The 15,063-nt window shown below is 70.8% G+C and carries 13 protein-coding genes and 2 rRNA genes (1 of these 15 cut by a window edge); 9 read left to right on the forward strand and 6 right to left on the reverse strand.

Going from position 1 to position 15,063, the window contains the following annotated elements; all coding sequences use genetic code 11:
- Positions 1-48 precede the first annotated feature (48 nt).
- Complete coding sequence (locus OSR43_RS14125; RefSeq protein WP_302267247.1) at positions 49-999, reverse strand: alpha/beta fold hydrolase; 951 nt, start codon at positions 997-999, stop codon at positions 49-51.
- Between the two features lie 179 nt (positions 1,000-1,178).
- On the opposite strand from OSR43_RS14125, the gene OSR43_RS14130 reads away from it, so the two are divergent.
- From OSR43_RS14130 to OSR43_RS14165, 8 genes are all read left to right on the forward strand, one after another.
- Positions 1,179-2,369: a CdaR family transcriptional regulator gene (locus OSR43_RS14130; protein ID WP_302267248.1), complete on the forward strand. Its 1,191-nt coding sequence runs from the start codon at positions 1,179-1,181 to the stop codon at positions 2,367-2,369.
- A 130-nt stretch (positions 2,370-2,499) separates the two neighbouring features.
- Positions 2,500-3,684 carry an acyltransferase domain-containing protein gene (locus OSR43_RS14135; RefSeq protein WP_302267249.1) on the forward strand — a complete coding sequence of 395 codons (1,185 nt, stop codon included), beginning with the start codon at positions 2,500-2,502 and terminating at the stop codon, positions 3,682-3,684.
- Positions 3,684-4,688 (forward strand): beta-ketoacyl-ACP synthase III, encoded by a 1,005-nt coding sequence (locus tag OSR43_RS14140; RefSeq protein ID WP_302267250.1) that lies wholly within the window; start codon positions 3,684-3,686, stop codon positions 4,686-4,688. The genes OSR43_RS14135 and OSR43_RS14140 overlap by 1 nt, the downstream gene beginning before the upstream one ends.
- Before the next feature lie 82 nt (positions 4,689-4,770).
- Positions 4,771-5,016 carry an acyl carrier protein gene (locus OSR43_RS14145; protein ID WP_302267251.1) on the forward strand — a complete coding sequence of 82 codons (246 nt, stop codon included), beginning with the start codon at positions 4,771-4,773 and terminating at the stop codon, positions 5,014-5,016.
- Positions 5,017-5,091: 75 nt separating this feature from the next.
- Positions 5,092-6,342, forward strand: a complete 1,251-nt coding sequence (locus OSR43_RS14150; RefSeq protein ID WP_302267252.1) for a beta-ketoacyl synthase — start codon at positions 5,092-5,094, stop codon at positions 6,340-6,342.
- Positions 6,339-7,778, forward strand: coding sequence for an acyl-CoA carboxylase subunit beta (locus OSR43_RS14155; protein ID WP_302267253.1), 1,440 nt, complete (start codon positions 6,339-6,341; stop codon positions 7,776-7,778). The genes OSR43_RS14150 and OSR43_RS14155 overlap by 4 nt, the downstream gene beginning before the upstream one ends.
- A 75-nt stretch (positions 7,779-7,853) precedes the next feature.
- Positions 7,854-8,279, forward strand: coding sequence for a hypothetical protein (locus tag OSR43_RS14160; RefSeq protein WP_302267254.1), 426 nt, complete (start codon positions 7,854-7,856; stop codon positions 8,277-8,279).
- Between the two features lie 87 nt (positions 8,280-8,366).
- Positions 8,367-8,798, forward strand: a complete 432-nt coding sequence (locus OSR43_RS14165) for a hypothetical protein (protein WP_302267255.1) — start codon at positions 8,367-8,369, stop codon at positions 8,796-8,798.
- 31 nt (positions 8,799-8,829) lie between these two features.
- Here OSR43_RS14165 and OSR43_RS14170 read toward each other — a convergent pair whose 3' ends face one another.
- Together OSR43_RS14170 and OSR43_RS14175 are read right to left on the reverse strand one after the other, a co-directional pair.
- The gene (locus OSR43_RS14170; protein WP_166196528.1) at positions 8,830-9,348 is read right to left on the reverse strand and encodes a DUF3145 domain-containing protein; all 519 of its coding nucleotides are present in this window, start codon (positions 9,346-9,348) and stop codon (positions 8,830-8,832) included.
- A 169-nt stretch (positions 9,349-9,517) separates the two neighbouring features.
- Positions 9,518-10,357 carry a PP2C family serine/threonine-protein phosphatase gene (locus tag OSR43_RS14175; RefSeq protein WP_302267256.1) on the reverse strand — a complete coding sequence of 280 codons (840 nt, stop codon included), beginning with the start codon at positions 10,355-10,357 and terminating at the stop codon, positions 9,518-9,520.
- A gap of 119 nt (positions 10,358-10,476) precedes the next feature.
- Between OSR43_RS14175 and OSR43_RS14180 the strand changes: the two genes are divergently transcribed.
- Positions 10,477-11,004, forward strand: a complete 528-nt coding sequence (locus OSR43_RS14180; protein WP_302267257.1) for a hypothetical protein — start codon at positions 10,477-10,479, stop codon at positions 11,002-11,004.
- A 16-nt stretch (positions 11,005-11,020) separates the two neighbouring features.
- On the opposite strand, the gene OSR43_RS14185 is transcribed toward OSR43_RS14180, so the two are convergent.
- The 3 genes from OSR43_RS14185 to OSR43_RS14195 form a co-directional block, all read right to left on the reverse strand.
- Complete coding sequence (locus OSR43_RS14185) at positions 11,021-12,076, reverse strand: tetratricopeptide repeat protein (RefSeq protein ID WP_302267258.1); 1,056 nt, start codon at positions 12,074-12,076, stop codon at positions 11,021-11,023.
- 101 nt (positions 12,077-12,177) lie between these two features.
- Positions 12,178-12,294 (reverse strand): 5S ribosomal RNA (gene rrf / locus OSR43_RS14190).
- Positions 12,295-12,451: 157 nt separating this feature from the next.
- A 23S ribosomal RNA gene (locus OSR43_RS14195) occupies positions 12,452-15,063 on the reverse strand (it continues 529 nt past the right edge of the window).

Consider the following 15,063-nt stretch of genomic DNA (forward strand, 5'->3'; position numbering starts at 1 on the left):
TGACGGCAGGGCGGTGACCACTCCGGTGGTCACCGCCCTGCTGCGTCCTCAGGCGCTGGTGATGTCGGTGACCGAGGCGACCGGCGCCGGCTCGCTGCGGCCGTTGACCAGCAGCGTCCGCACGCGCTCCCGGTCGTACGTCGAGGGCTGGGTGGTCCGGACGAAGTCGTGGAGCAGCTTGGCGAACCGCTCGGGGTGGTCCTTGTGCGGGAAGTGCCCGGCGTTCGGGATGATCTCCACCCGCGACCGCGGGGCGAGGTCACCGGCCAGCCCGGCGTGGCGCACCGGGATGACGGTGTCGTCGCGGCCCCACACCACCGCCATCGGCATCTCCTCGGTGAGGTAGGCCCGGTCGGCCATCGTGACGACCTGGCCCTTCCAGTCCACGACGCCGCGCACGACGTGGCGGATCGCGTGGCGCGCGGCCGGGTCCTTGAAGGAGTCGTAGATCTCCGCCATCTCACCGAGGTCCCGCGCGTGCCGCGAGGGCAGCGCGGTCATCAGCTGCATGCCCTTCTTGCCCGCGTGCCGGATGCCGGGGAGCGTCAGGACTCCCATGACCTGGTGGAACCCCGGGGTGGTGATCGCGCGGATCGCGGGGGTCACCTCCGGGCCCAGGCCGCCGGAGGCGACGAGGACCAGCCGGTCGGTGCGCTCGGGGAACTGGTAGGCGAACTGCATCGCCACCCCGCCGCCGAAGCTGTGCCCGACGACGGTCACCCGCTCGACCTCGAGGACGGTCAGCAGGTCGCGCATGCCGTTGGCGAACCCGCCGAGGCTGTAGTCCGCCCGCGGCTTGTCCGACTGCCCGTGGCCGAGCAGGTCGGGGGCGATGACGGTGTAGCGCCGGGCGAGCAGGTCGATCACCGGCGCCCAGGTGGTGTGGGAGCACCCCAGCCCGTGCAGGAGCAGCAGCGCGGGACCCGACCCGACCTTCACGTACGCCCGGCGGTGGCCGTGGATCGTGACGTGCTGGACCTCGTGGGACTTTGTGGACACCTGGTACTCCTCCGGCGGGAGCTCGTGCTCGTGCCTGTCCGCCGACCCTAGGGTCCGGCGCCGGGAAACGCGGGATTTCCCTTGTTTTGTTGGGCATCCGGCACGACCTCGTCGTCGTGCCTCGCCCGGTCGACCGGTCCGCGGCCACCCGCGCAACGGTGCGGGACTAGCCTGCGGACGTGTCGAGCATTCCAGCCGCAGTACCCCGCTCGCGTGCCGCCGATGCGCTGCAGCGGGCCACCGGTGCGCTCAGCACCGCCGCCACCGCGCGGATGGACGCCGAGATGCCCTGGTTCCGCGACCTCAGCGCCCAGGACCGCTCCTGGGTCGGCCTGATCGTGCAGGCCGGCATCCGGGGCTTCGTCGACTGGTTCCGCGCCGACGACGGCACGCCCGCGCCCGGCGCCAACGAGCTGGCCGCGTCGGTGTTCGGCGCGGCGCCGAGGGCGCTGGCCGGCGTGATCAACCTCCAGCAGACGGTGGACCTGGTGCGGCTGTCGATCGAGGTCGTCGAGTCCGACATCGACCGCCTGCTCGGCGCTGAGGACGTGCCCCTGGTCCGCGCCGCCGTGCTCCGCTACGCCCGCGAGGTCGCCTTCGCGACCGCGGAGGTCTACGCCCGCGCGGCGGAGGTGCGCGGCGCCTGGGACGCCCGGCTCGAGGCCCTCGTCGTGGACGCCGTGCTCCGCGCCGAGGCCGACGAGGCGGTGCTGAGCCGGGCCAGCGCGCTGGGCTGGAGCGCCGCCGGCGACGTCGCGGTGGTCCTCGGGGCGGTCCCGGAGCGGACGGCGGCCGCCGATCTGCCCGAGGAGGTACGCCGCGCGGCGCGGACCGCGGGCCTGGAGGCGCTGTGCGCCGTGCAGGGCGACCGGCTCGTGGTGCTCCTGGGCGGCGTGGCCGACCCGCGGGTGGCCGCCGAGTCGGTCGTCGGCCTCTTCGGGGAGGGACCCGTCGTCGTGGGTCCCGCCGCCGACGACCTCGCCGGCGCGCACGTGTCCGCACGCGCCGCCGTCTCCGCGCACCGCGCGGCCGCGGGGTGGCCGGGTGCGCCGAGGCCGGTGCAGAGCATCGAGCTGCTGCCCGAGCGCGCACTGGCCGGCGACGGGCACGCCCGCCGGCACCTCGTCGAGCAGCTCTACCTCCCGCTGCTGCGCGCCCGCGGGACGATGGTCGAGACGCTCGCGACGTACCTCGACGAGGGCTCTTCGATCGAGGGCACCGCGCGGGCCCTCTTCGTGCACCCCAACACCGTCCGCTACCGCCTGCGCCAGGTCACCGACACCACCGGCTTCTCCCCCAGCCGCCCCCGGGACGCGTTCGTCCTGCGGATCGCGCTCGTCCTGGGCCGCCAGTCCGGCCGTGTCGAGTAGCCCTCTCCACCGGCCGCGGGACTAGCTGCGACGCCACGTCGGCTTTTGTGGGAACCCCACAAGAACCGGCCTGCGGATTTCGTGGGCGCCGGAGGCGAGCGCGGACCCCTCGGAGGGGCAGGGTGGACCCGTGCTCGTCATCGTCGCCCCGGGCCAGGGGGCCCAGACTCCCGGCTTCCTCCGGCCCTGGCTGGAGGACCCGGTCTTCGCCTCGCGCTTCGAGTGGCTCGCGACCGTCGCCGGGGTCGACCTGGTCGCCCACGGCACCGAGTCCGACGCGGAGACCATCCGCGACACCCGGATCGCGCAGCCGCTGCTCGTCGCGACCGGCCTGGTCGCCGCGCTCGAGCTGTTCCCGCACCCTGCCGACGCCTTCGCCAAGATCGGCGCGGTCGCCGGCCACAGCGTCGGCGAGCTGACCGCCGCGGCGGGCGCCCGGGCGATCACCGCGGAGCAGGCGATGGTGCTGGTGCGCGAGCGCGGCAACGCCATGGCCGACGCCTCGGCCGTGACGCCCACCGGGATGACCGCCGTCCTCGGCGGCGACCGGGACGAGGTGCTGGCCGCCCTCGCGCGGCACGGCCTGACCGCCGCCAACGACAACGGCCCCGGTCAGGTCGTCGCGGCCGGCACCCTCGACCAGCTCGCCGCCCTCGCGGACGACGCGCCGGCCAAGGCCCGGCTGATGCCGCTGAGCGTCGCGGGCGCCTTCCACACCGAGCACATGCGCCCGGCCGTCGACCACGTCGCGCACCTGGCCCGCTCGGTCTCGACCCACGACCCGCGGACGCGGCTGATCTCCAACCGCGACGGGCAGGTCGTCCACGACGGCAACGAGGTGCTGCGCCGGATCGTCGGGCAGATCGCGAGCCCGGTGCGCTGGGACCTGTGCCTGGAGACGATGGCCGACCTCGGTGTCACCGGCATCCTCGAGATGCCGCCGGCGGGCACGCTGACCGGCATCGCCAAGCGCGCGCTCAAGGGCGTGGCGACGTTCGCGCTCAAGACCCCCGACCAGCTCGACGCGGCCCGGGCCTTCTGCGAGGAGCACGGCGAGTCCTCGGAGATGGAGACCTCCCCCACCTGGCGGATGGTCGTCTCCCCGGTCAAGGGCACCTTCCACATCGCCGGCGCCGCGGCCGCCTCCGCCGTCCTGCCCGCCGGAGCAGCGATCGGCGACGTCGCCAGCCTGCGGGACCGGATCCCGGTCACCGCCGCCCACGGCGGCCAGGTCGTGGAGTGGCTCGTCGAGGACGGCGACCTCGTCTCGCCCGGCCAGCCACTGCTGCGGCTGCACCCCGAGGGAGCGGCCTGATGGGCGCGCGGATCCGGGCCACCACCGGCGCGGAGCACGCACGCATCCTCGGCATCGGCGCCTACCGCCCCCGCCGGGTCGTCCCCAACTCCGAGGTGGTCGAGGCGATCGACTCCAGCGACGAGTGGATCCAGCAGCGGTCGGGCATCAAGCAGCGCCGGTTCGCCTCCGACGACGAGACCATCCAGATGATGTCGGTCGCCGCCGCGCGCCAGGCGCTCGAGCGCGCCGGCCTCGACGCCGGGCAGATCGACTGCGTCGTCGTCGCCACCGTCAGCCACCTGATGCAGACCCCGGCCGTCGCGACCCTGGTCGCCCACGAGCTCGGCACCGACCAGGCCGCGGCGTTCGACGTGTCGGCCGCCTGCGCGGGCTTCTGCCACGGCGTCGCGATGGCTGCCGACTTCGTCCGGACCGGGAGCGCCCGGCACGTCCTGGTCGTCGGCGTCGAGCGGCTCTCCGACATCACCGACATGACCGACCGCGGCACGGCGTTCATCTTCGCCGACGGCGCCGGCGCCGCCGTGGTGGGCCCGAGCGACGAGCCGGGCATCGGCCCGGTCGTGTGGGGCTCCGACGGCGAGCAGTCCGACCTGATCCGGTCCCGCCACGACTGGCGTGACGTGCTGGCCGCCGCGGAGCCGGCGATGCCGCACCTGACCATGCAGGGCAGCGCGGTCTTCCGCTGGGCGTCGTTCGCGATGGCCAAGGTGGCCCAGGAGGCCCTGGACCGGGCCGGCATCACCGCCGACCAGCTCGACTGCTTCGTGCCGCACCAGGCGAACATGCGGATCACCGACGCCATGGCCCGGTCGATGAAGCTGCCCCCCACCGTCCGCATCGCCCGCGACATCGCCGAGCAGGGCAACACCTCGGCCGCCTCGATCCCGCTGGCCTTGGACCGGATGGTCGCCGAGGGCGACGCCCGGTCCGGCGACACCGCCCTGCTGGTCGCCTTCGGTGCCGGCCTGGCGTACGCCGCCCAGGTCGTCGTCGTCCCCTGAGCCGCTCGACCGCGGCCCCACGAGCGCACCACCCCGCAGCACCCCCAGACCCAGCACCACCCCACCACCGAGAGGAACCAGCATGGCCACCACTGAGGAGATCCGCTCCGACCTCGCCGAGATCGTCAACGAGGTCGCGGGCGTCGACGCCGCCGACGTCCAGCTCGACAAGTCGTTCGTCGAGGACCTCGACGTCGACTCGCTGTCGATGGTCGAGGTCGTCGTCGCTGCCGAGGAGAAGTTCGGCGTCTCCATCCCCGACGACGAGGTCAAGAACCTCAAGACCGTCGGTGACGCCGTGGCCTTCATCGAGCGCGCCTCCGCCTGACCCCGACCGGCGCCGGCCCGTCGCGGCCGGCGCCGTCCCCCCCTCCGCACGTCCCCTCCCCGAGGAGCAGCCATCATGTCCGCCACGCGCGTCGTCGTCACCGGTCTGGGAGCCACCTCCCCGGTCGGGGGCGACGTCCCCTCCACCTGGTCCGCCCTGCTCGAGGGCCGCTCGGGCGTCCGTCCCCTCGAGGAGGAGTGGGCCGAGCCGCTCGGCGCCCGCATCGCCGCCCGCGTGGCGGTCGAGCCGAGCGAGACCCTCGACCGGGTCAAGGCGCGCCGCATGGACCGCTCGGGGCAGCTGGCCATGGTCGCCGCCCTCGAGGCCTGGGCCGACGCCGGCCTGACCGGCAGCGCCGCCGAGGCGGGCATCGACCCCGAGCGCCTGTCGGTCGCGATGGCGTCGGGCATCGGCGGTGTCACCACGCTGCTGACCAACTACGACGCCCTGCTCGCCAAGGGACCGCGCCGCGTCTCCCCGCTGGCGATCCCGATGCTCATGCCCAACGGCCCGGCCGCCGGCATCGGCCTCGCGCTCGGTGCCAAGTCGGGCGTCCACACCCCGGTCTCGGCGTGCGCCTCGGGCAACGAGGCGATCGCCCTGGGCATCGACCTGATCCGCCTGGGCCGCGCCGACATCGTCGTCTGCGGCGGCACCGAGGCCGCGGTCCATGCCCTGCCGATGGCCGCCTTCGGCCAGATGATGGCGCTGTCCAAGCGCAACGACGACCCGGCCGCCGCCTCGCGTCCCTGGGACAAGGGCCGCGACGGCTTCGTGCTCGGTGAGGGTGCCGCCGTCCTCGTCCTGGAGTCCGAGGAGCACGCCGCCGCCCGCGGCGCGCGGGTGTACGCCGAGGCCGGCGGTGCCGGCATCACCGCCGACTCCCACGACATCGCCCAGCCCGACCCGGTCGGCGCCGGCGCGACCCGCGCGATGCGGTTCGCCCTCCGCGACGCCGACCTCTCCCCCGCCGACGTCGCCCACATCAACGCCCACGCCACCTCGACGCCCCAGGGCGACGTGGCCGAGGCGCTCGCGATCCGCAACGCGCTCGGCGACGCGGCGTCCGGCGCGGTCCTCACCTCGACCAAGTCGATGACCGGGCACCTCCTCGGTGCCGCCGGCGCCCTGGAGTCGGTCGCCACCGTGCTCGCGCTGCACCACCGCACCGTGCCGCCGACGATCAACCTCGAGGACCCCGAGGACGTCGGCCTCGACCTGGCCGACAAGGTCCGCGACCTGCCCGAGGGCGACATCGCCGCCCTCAACAACTCCTTCGGCTTCGGCGGCCACAACGTCGCCATCGCGTTCCGGAGCGTCTCGTGACGCAAGCGCCGACGGCCCCGCGGACGCCCACCAAGGTCCCCCGGGACCAGGACCCCCGGCACCCGGTCACCCGACTGCGGGCCCTGCTCGACGCCGACTCCCTCGAGCTGATCACCCCCGACGACGACTCCGGCATGGTCGCCGCGGTCGGCACCGTCGAGGGGACCCGGGTCGTGGCCTTCTGCTCCGACGCCACCGTGATGGGCGGCGCGATGGGCGACCAGGGCTGCCAGGTCGTCGTCGACGCCTACCACCGAGCGATGACCGACGGCGTCCCGATCATCGGGCTGTGGCACTCCGGCGGCGCCCGTCTCGCCGAGGGCGTGCTGTCGCTGCACGCCGTCGGACGGATCTTCAAGGTGATGACGCAGGCCTCCGGCCGCGTGCCGCAGATCTCGGTCGTGCTCGGCCCGGCTGCCGGCGGCGCGGCGTACGGCCCCGCGCTCACCGACGTCGTCATCCTCGGTCCCGAGGGCCGGATCTTCGTGACGGGCCCCGACGTGGTCCGGTCGGTCACCGGCGAGGACGTCGACATGCTGCGCCTGGGCGGACCCGAGCCGCACGGCCGGCGCTCCGGCGTCGTCCACGTGCTCGCGGAGTCCGAGCGCGAGGCGCTCGACCGCGCGCGGGCCGTCGCGACCCTCCTCGGCGCCCAGGGCAGCCTGCGCGTCTCCGAGGTCGAGGACCGTGACCTCGCCGCGCTGCTGCCCGAGTCCCGCAAGCGGGCGTACGACGTGCACCCGCTCGTGGCCTCCGTGCTCGACGAGGGCACGGCGCTCGAGCTGCACGCCAAGTGGGCGCCGAACATCGTCACCACCCTCGGTCGTCTCGGCGGCCGCACCGTCGGCGTGGTCGCGAACAACCCGCTGCGCCTCGGCGGCTGCCTGGACTCCCTCTCCGCGGAGAAGGCCAGCCGCTTCGTGCGGATGTGCGACGCCCTCGGGGTCCCGCTCGTCGTGCTCGTCGACGTCCCGGGCTACCTGCCCGGCGTCGGCCAGGAGTGGGACGGTGTCGTGCGCCGCGGTGCGAAGCTGCTGCACGCGTTCGGCGAGTGCGTGGTCCCCCGGGTCACCCTGGTGACCCGAAAGACGTACGGCGGTGCCTACATCGCGATGAACTCGCGCTCGCTCGGCGCCACCAGGGTCTTCGCCTGGCCCGGCGCCGAGGTCGCGGTCATGGGTGCGGTCGCGGCCATCCGGGTGCTGCACCGCCGTCGCCTGGCCGAGGTCGCACCCGAGATCCGTCCCCAGGTCGAGGCCGAGCTGGCCGCCGAGCACGAGCGGCTCGCCGGCGGCGTGGACAAGGCCGTCGAGATCGGTGTCGTCGACGAGGTCGTCGACCCGGCACTCACGCGCTCCGCCCTGGCCCGGGCGATCGACGAGGCGGTGCAGGCCGAGGGTGTCCGCCACGGCGTGCACGGCAACATCCCGCTCTAGCCCGCCTGACGCTGAGGCGCACGCCACACTCCGCGAGGGGTGTGGCCCTCACCACTCGTCGGGAACGATGGGGCCATGCGACCCCACGCCCGTCTGCTCGCCGCCGCCCTGGTCGCCGCCAGCCTGCCCGTCCTGGGCCCGGTCGGGCAGGCGTCGGCGGCGGAACCGGTCGAGGTCCGCGCGGACTGGGGGCGCACCGCCGCTCCCGACGGCGTGCTGAAGCGCGGCTGCAAGCGCTACGCCTACCGCTACCGCCTCACCGTCCCGACCGACGACTGGGAGGTCGAGGTGAAGATCAAGGACCCGAAGGGCCACAAGATCGCCTCGACCTACCTCCTCAGCGACAGCGAGGAGCCGACCGGCAGGCTGAGGTTCCGGCTGTGCGGCGTCGCCTCGTCCCCCGGCAGGTTCACCATCAAGGCGAAGGTGTCGGTGTGGGACGGCTGGGACGAGGAGGAGGGCCGACTCCCCAACAGCCACTTCCGGCTCCGGCGACCGTGACCCGCCCGGGCGACCGCGGGTGACGTAACCCCCTACCACCCGCGCGCGTTGACCAGGTGACCGCAGTCACAGTCACCGGAGGTCACCATGCCGCGCCGCCGCTCCCGCCCGCTCCCGGCCGCCCTCGCCGCCGCCGCGCTCACCCTCGGCGCCGCGCTGGCACCGACGCCGCCGGCCGCGGCGTACGAGCACCGGGACTGGGGCAGCACCGGAGCACCGGACCGCCCGCTGCGCAGCGGGTGCCACGGCTACGACTACCACTACGTCGTCGACCCGCCGAGCGACGACTGGGCGGCGGAGATCTTCCTGGTCGACCCCCGGGGCGTGAAGCTGGCCTCCGGCGCCATCGACGTGGACTCGGACCCGGCGAGGGGCCAGAGGTCGTGGACGATCTGCGGGCCCTCGACGGTCCCGGGTCGGTTCACCATCAAGATGCGGGTGACCTGGCAGACGAGCATCACCGAGATCCACAAGGGCTGGGTCGAGCCGTCGCACTTCCGGCTGTACCGCAAGCGCTGACCCGCGCCCGCCCCCGAGGGCCCCGGGGTGCTCAGACGACCTGGTGCAGCCAGCGCACCGGCGCGCCGTCGCCGGCGTGCCGGAAGGTCTCCAGCTCGTCGTCCCACGGCTTCCCGAGCAGCTTGTCGATCTCGACCAGCAGCGTGGTGTCCCCGAGAGCGGCCTTGACCACGGCGGCCTTGAGCCGGTCCTCGGGGATCATGATGTCGCCGTGCAGGCCGGTGACGGCGTGGAAGACGCCCAGCTCGGGCGTGTAGGAGTACCGGGCACCCTCGGTGCCGGAGGTCGGCTCCTCGGTCACCTCGAAGCGCAGGTGGTTCCAGCCGCGCAGCGCCGAGGCGATGGCGGCTGCCGAACCCGGTGCGCCGGTCCAGGAGAGCTCGGCGCGGTAGGTGCCTGCCTGCGCCGGCTGGGGGGTCCAGTCGGCGTTGACGGCAGCACCCAGCACACCACCGACGGCCCACTCGATGTGCGGGCACAGCGCGGACGGCGCTGAGTGGACGTACAGGACGCCCCTCGTCGCGGTGCGGGTAGCAGTGCGTGCGGTCACCGTGACCTCCTTCTTCCTCCGGCGCGAGCTACGCCTTCCCCAGCGGTCTCGTGTCGGTCGAAGTCAGTCGAGTGACAACGATGTAGTTGTGCCCCCATTGTGACCCATGAGGCGCCTGAGCACCAGCCACCACGGCCGATCGGCGGGTCGGGACTCCCCGCCGACGCACTCACCCCGAGCGCACCGGGCTGCTCGGCTCCACCACGTTGGCCGGGTCGAGCAGGGCGCCGAGGCGCACGCCGTCGGCCGGGCCCGTCGGACCGGCCGCTGCGGGGTCGACGTCGACGACGTCGAGCACCACGCAGGTGACGTTGTCCCTGCCGCCGGCCGCGAGCGCGTGGTCGACCAGTGCGGTACCGGCCGCGTCCGGATCACCACGACCGAGGACCTCGCCGATCACCTCGTCGACGACCATGTCGGTGAGGCCGTCGCTGCACAACAGGTACCGGTCGCCCGCGCGCAGGCGCACCGGGAGCAGGTCGAGCCCCTGGTCGGCGGGGTCACCGTCGACCGACCGCAGCACCACGTTGCGCCAGGGATGCCGGGGCACGGCCTCGCGGGCCAGCTGCCCGGACTCCACCAGGTGCGCGACGTACGTGTGGTCGGTGGAGAGCTGCTCGAGGACGCCGGAGCGCAGCCGGTAGGCGCGGGAGTCCCCCACGTGTCCCAGCACTGCCCGCTCCCCGTCGCACAGGAGCACCGTCAGCGTCGTGGCCATCCCGAGCCGGGTGAGGTCGCGCTGGATGGCGCGGCGGATGCCGGCCCGCGCCCGGTCGGCCCCGGCGACGAGGACCTGCTCGGGCGTCCGGGCGTGACCCGGGTCCCCGGCGGGACCCAGGACCGTCTCGACGACCGCGCTGGCGACGGTCGCCGAGGCGACCTCGCCCGCGGCGGCGCCGCCGACCCCGTCGGCCACCAGGCCGAGCGTCGTGCCGACGAAGCCGGCGTCCTCGTTGTGGTCGCGGACGTGGCCCACATCGCTGAACCCTGCACCCGAGAACCGCAGCACCGCTCCTCCTCCAGCCCCCGGGTAGTGAATCCTCCACCGCCGACCGGGTCAAGGCCACGAGAGCTGTACCCGACGTGTCTCGTCCGCAATCGCGGTGTGACGTGCCCTACCCTCGCCCCATGTCCGACAGCCCGCCCCGGACCTCGGCTGCGCTCGAGGTGTCACGGAGCCGATGGGCGGTTCGCGCCGCCGTGGCGCTGGTCCTGCTGGTCGCGCTCCTCGCGGTCCTGCTGTGGTACACCACCCACCCTCGGGAGCTGGCCACCAGCGAGGAGACCCGCCAGGCCGCCACACCGGTCGGGGTGCCGGTGTACGTCGCGATGGCGCCGGCGCCGACCGACCGCTCGCTGGGCGTCGACGGCGTCAAGCTGCGGGTGACCGCCAACACCGACGTCGACGTGCGTCCGCTGCTGTGTCGGGACGGCTCCCCCGGAGTCACCTCCGACCCGGCGGCGTACTGCAGCGAGCTGGTCGACCCCGAGGGCCAGCGGCTCGAGCCCGGGGACTCGCTGCTCGTCGAGGTGGCAGCGGACGAGCCGGCCATCGTGGTCGTCGACCGGATCCGGGTCGGCTACCAGGACGGCATCCGCGCGGCGACGCAGCCCGCCGGGGTGGACCACGCCGTGGTCAACGTCCTGGGACGCTGACCACGGCCCTTCGCGCTCAGTCCTGCGGGATCCGCTTCTCCAGCGCCTCGGCACGCGCCGCGGCGTCCGTGATCTCGTCGCTGTCGATCGCGTGCGTCCGGTGGAACCACGCCAGCGCGTCGGTCAGCCGACCGGCCGCCTCGAGCGTGTCGGCGTAGGCGTACCGCAGCCGGACGACCCACGACGCCCGCGTCTTCGACGTGAGCGGTGCGAGCTCCAGGGTGCGCAGCGCCGCGTCGACCTGGCCCATGTCCCGACGCGCACCGGCCTCGACGATCGTCATCTCGGCCTTCGCCTCGGGGACGAAGTTGGCCACCGACGGGCTCTTCGCCAGCTTCAGCGCCTGGTCGGGGTGGCCGAGGGCGCGGTGGCAGTCGGCCATGATCGGCAGGTAGGCGGTCGCGCCGTTCATCCGCTTGGCCGCACGCAGCTCGGCGAGCGCCTCGGCGTAGTGCCCGGCTGCGTACGCCGCCTCGCCGGCCGCCTCACGCACGACGGCCAGCCGGGGCGCGCGCGCCCGGGCCGCCAACGTGTGCTGGTAGGCGGTCTCCGGGTCGTCGTCGATGAGCATGCCCGCCGCGGCGAGGTGCCGGGCGACACGGGACGCGAGCTTCTCCGGAAGACCCTTGAGCTGGGCCGTGATCGAGCGGTCGAGCTCCTTGCCGGTCACGTCCTCGGGCAGGTCGGGACCGTCGTAGCGCGCCTGCTCGGCTGTGCGGTCGACCTGCTTGTCGGCGGGACGCTTCCAGTCGGGCTTGCCGCCGGATCGCTCGCTGCGACCGCGCTCGGGTCGTCCACCGCGCTCGGGGCGACCGCCCCGCTCCGGACGACCGCCCGAGCGGCGGTCACGACGCTCGTCGCCACCCGGCTCGAAACGGTCGGCGCGCTCGCTCGACCGCGAGGAGCGGCCGGAGCCGCCCTTCTCGGGACGACCGGCACTGCCCTTGTCGGGACGGCCACGGCCACCGGAGGCCGGCTTGCCGCCGGCGGGCTTGCCGCCTCGCGGACCACCGGACCGGCCTCCGCTGCCGGTCCCCTGCGACGGACGCTGGCTGCGACGCTCCTCGGCCACGGCTCCACCTCTGCACTTCCTGGCCCGGACGGGCCCGATCCTCACGAAATTGCGGGAAAAACACGTAGAGGCCACCTTGCGGTGGCCTCTACGGAGTGTATGTCCGGCGGCGTCCTACTCTCCCACAACCTCGCGGTTGCAGTACCATCGGCGCTGAAAGGCTTAACTTCCGGGTTCGGGATGGGACCGGGTGTTTCCCTTTCGCTATGGCCGCCGTAACTCTAGCGGTCCACACCCTGGCGTGTTGTCAGCCGGGTGTGGCCAAGCCTCTGTTCACATGTGTCGTGCACCCACTTGTCGTGGGGTCGAACTGTGTTCTGGATTCGTGGACGCGAGCACTCGTGCAACGTGGTTGTTGTCTTGGTTGAGTGGTTGTGGGACAAGCCCTCGGCCTATTAGTACCGGTCGGCTAGGCATTGCTGCTGTACACCTCCGGCCTATCAACCCAGTGTTCTGCTGGGGGCCTTACCCACATAAGTGGTGGGAAACCTCATCTTGAAACGTGCTTCCCGCTTAGATGCATTCAGCGGTTATCACTTCCGAACGTAGCTAACCAGCCGTGCCCCTGGCGGGACAACTGGCACACCAGAGGTTCGTCCATCCCGGTCCTCTCGTACTAGGGACAGCCTTTCTCAAGTTTCCTGCGCGCGCGGCGGATAGGGACCGAACTGTCTCACGACGTTCTAAACCCAGCTCGCGTGCCGCTTTAATGGGCGAACAGCCCAACCCTTGGGACCTGCTCCAGCCCCAGGATGCGACGAGCCGACATCGAGGTGCCAAACCATCCCGTCGATATGGACTCTTGGGGAAGATCAGCCTGTTATCCCCGGGGTACCTTTTATCCGTTGAGCGACGTCGCTTCCACATGCCGACGCCGGATCACTAGTTCCGACTTTCGTCCCTGCTCGACATGTCTGTCTCACAGTCAAGCTCCCTTGTGCACTTACACTCGCCACCTGATTGCCAACCAGGCTGAGGGAACCTTTGAGCGCCTCCGTTACATTTTAGGAGGCAACCGCCCCAGTTAAACTACCCATCAGGCACTGTCCCTGATCCGGATCACGGACCTAGGTTAGACATCTAGTACGACCAGAGTGGTATTTCAACGATGACTCCACACTCACTGGCGTGAATGCTTCACAGTCTCCCACCTATCCTACACAAGCCGAACCAAACACCAATACCAAACTATAGTAAAGGTCCCGGGGTCTTTCCGTCCTGCCGCGCGTAACGAGCATCTTTACTCGTAGTGCAATTTCGCCGAGTCCACGGTTGAGACAGCGCCCAAGTCGTTACTCCATTCGTGCAGGTCGGAACTTACCCGACAAGGAATTTCGCTACCTTAGGATGGTTATAGTTACCACCGCCGTTTACTGGGGCTTAAGTTCTCCGCTTCGACACACAAGTGCGTCTAACAGGTCCCCTTAACCTTCCAGCACCGGGCAGGAGTCAGTCCGTATACATCGTCTTACAACTTCGCACGGACCTGTGTTTTTAGTAAACAGTCGCTTGGGCCTGGTCTCTGCGGCCGTCACTGCTTCCCCCAGCAAGTGGGATCACAGATCGGGCCCCCCTTCTCCCGAAGTTACGGGGGCATTTTGCCGAGTTCCTTAACCATGGTTCGCTCGATCGCCTTGGTATTCTCTACCTGATCACCTGAGTCGGTTTGGGGTACGGGCGGCGCGTAGCTCGCTAGAGGTTTTTCTCGACAGCATAGGATCACCCACTTCCCCACAATTGGGTCCCCATCAGATCTCAGGATCGACATCAAAGTCAGCAGTACGGATTTACCTACACTGCTCCCTACATCCTTGGCCACGGACAACCATCGCCGTGGTTGGGCTGCCTTCCTGCGTCACCCCATCGCTTGACTACTACCAGCTCGGGTCCCACGCTCCGCCAAGCCCCATCCCCCCGAAGGGTTCAGTAAGCAAGGTTTCGGGTGGTTAGCATCACCAGGTTCGTCATGGGCGCTACTTTGCCGGTACGGGAATATCAACCCGTTGTCCATCGACTACGCCTGTCGGCCTCGCCTTAGGTCCCGACTTACCCAGGGCAGATTAGCTTGACCCTGGAACCCTTGATCATTCGGCGCACGTGTTTCTCACACGTGATTCGCTACTCATGCCTGCATTCTCACTCGTGTCGCGTCCACCCCTGGGTCACCCCGGAGCTTCACTCGCGACACGACGCTCCCCTACCCATCCACACACCTGAACCAACCCAAAAGGCGGCTTAGTTAACGCATGAATGCCATAGCTTCGGCGGATGACTTGAGCCCCGCTACATTGTCGGCGCGGAATCACTTGACCAGTGAGCTATTACGCACTCTTTCAAGGGTGGCTGCTTCCAAGCCAACCTCCTGGTTGTCAATGCGACTCCACATCCTTTTCCACTTAGTCACCGCTTAGGGGCCTTAGCTGATGGTCTGGGCTGTTTCCCTCTCGACTACGGAGCTTATCCCCCGCAGTCTCACTGCTGCGCTCTCACTTACCGGCATTCGGAGTTTGGCTAACGTCAGTAACCTGGTCGGGCCCATCGGCTATCCAGTGCTCTACCTCCGGCAAGAAACACGCAACGCTGCACCTAAATGCATTTCGGGGAGAACCAGCTATCACGAAGTTTGATTGGCCTTTCACCCCTATCCACAGGTCATCCCCTCAGTTTTCAACCTAAGTGGGTTCGGTCCTCCACGCGGTCTTACCCGCGCTTCAACCTGCCCATGGATAGATCACTTCGCTTCGGGTCTTGATCGTGCTACTCAAACGCCCTGTTCGGACTCGCTTTCGCTCCGGCTTCCCCACACGGGTTAACCTCGCAACACAACGCAAACTCGCAGGCTCATTCTTCAAAAGGCACGCCATCACCCCAACACCCACAAGGGGCAGCCGGGCTCTGACGGATTGTAGGCACACGGTTTCAGGTACTATTTCACTCCCCGCCAGGGGTACTTTTCACCTTTCCCTCACGGTACTTGTCCGCTATCG

It is taken from the genome of Nocardioides sp. Arc9.136, assembly GCF_030506255.1.
Classification (GTDB): domain Bacteria; phylum Actinomycetota; class Actinomycetes; order Propionibacteriales; family Nocardioidaceae; genus Nocardioides.

Coding starts and splice junctions, on each gene's coding strand:
- OSR43_RS14165 (WP_302267255.1), top strand. CDS start 8,367: ATGCCGCGCCGCCGCTCCCGCCCGCTCCCGGCCGCCCTCGCCGCCGCC.
- OSR43_RS14140 (WP_302267250.1), top strand. CDS start 3,684: ATGGGCGCGCGGATCCGGGCCACCACCGGCGCGGAGCACGCACGCATC.
- OSR43_RS14160 (WP_302267254.1), top strand. CDS start 7,854: ATGCGACCCCACGCCCGTCTGCTCGCCGCCGCCCTGGTCGCCGCCAGC.
- OSR43_RS14145 (WP_302267251.1), top strand. CDS start 4,771: ATGGCCACCACTGAGGAGATCCGCTCCGACCTCGCCGAGATCGTCAAC.
- OSR43_RS14180 (WP_302267257.1), top strand. CDS start 10,477: ATGTCCGACAGCCCGCCCCGGACCTCGGCTGCGCTCGAGGTGTCACGG.
- OSR43_RS14150 (WP_302267252.1), top strand. CDS start 5,092: ATGTCCGCCACGCGCGTCGTCGTCACCGGTCTGGGAGCCACCTCCCCG.